The 787-nt window shown below is 68.5% G+C and carries 1 protein-coding gene; it reads left to right on the forward strand.

From position 1 onward, the window contains the following. Nucleotides 1–314 precede the first annotated feature (314 nt). A partial coding sequence (locus tag MZTS_RS24240; protein ID WP_192285858.1) for a superoxide dismutase family protein occupies nt 315–787 on the forward strand: 473 nt, incomplete at its 3' end.

A 787-nucleotide genomic window follows, 5' to 3' on the forward strand; every position in this document is an offset into this window, starting at 1 on the left:
GCCGCCTGCGCCTGCGCCCGGCTGCGGAAATGCCCGTGCTCGACCAGGAACCTGTCGGCGCGCATCCGCTCGCCCGTCATCGGATCTCCTTCCGGAAAACGCCCCGGCCTGCTTCGTCAGGGGTGGGAACGGGCCTCCCCTGTCGAAAGGGGCCGTGTCGCCTTAACTAGGAACGGTTTCGTGTAGGGAAGCGCGCGGTCCGCCGTCCAAGGCTGCCGGGTAGCCCGTATCCCGAGCCGCCTCAAGCGGCGGGCGAGGCGGGACGGACCGTGAGGACCGGTAACGGAGACGATCAGCTCATGAGAGGTGCCATCATGCGAGGGGCGACGACGCCTGCCATCCGACGCCTTCCCCTGGGTCGTTCCTTGGATCGCTCCTTGGGTTGTTCCCGGGGCCTGCCTCTGGCCGCGACCCTGCTCGGTCTCCTGGCCGGGCCGGCCCTCGCGCAGGAGGCCGGCAAGGATCCGGGTAAGGAGCCGGCCGCGCCGCCGGCCAAGACCGATACGGCCTCCGCGCCGCAGACCTACGAGAGCACGATCGCCAATTCCAAGGGCGAGACCATCGGCAAGATCATGATCCGCGACGGGGCCAACTCCCTGGTGATGCGGTTGGCGATCCAAGCCGGCGGCCTGCCGCCGGGCTGGCACGGCATCCATTTCCACGCGGTCGGCGATTGCTCGGATACGGAGAAGTTCGAGAAGTCGAAGGCGCACGTGAATCACGACCAGAGCAAGCACGGCCTGCTCAACCCCGACGGGCCGGACGAGGGCGATCTGCCCAACGTCTA

It is taken from the genome of Methylorubrum zatmanii, assembly GCF_014845115.1.
Lineage (GTDB): Bacteria > Pseudomonadota > Alphaproteobacteria > Rhizobiales > Beijerinckiaceae > Methylobacterium > Methylobacterium zatmanii.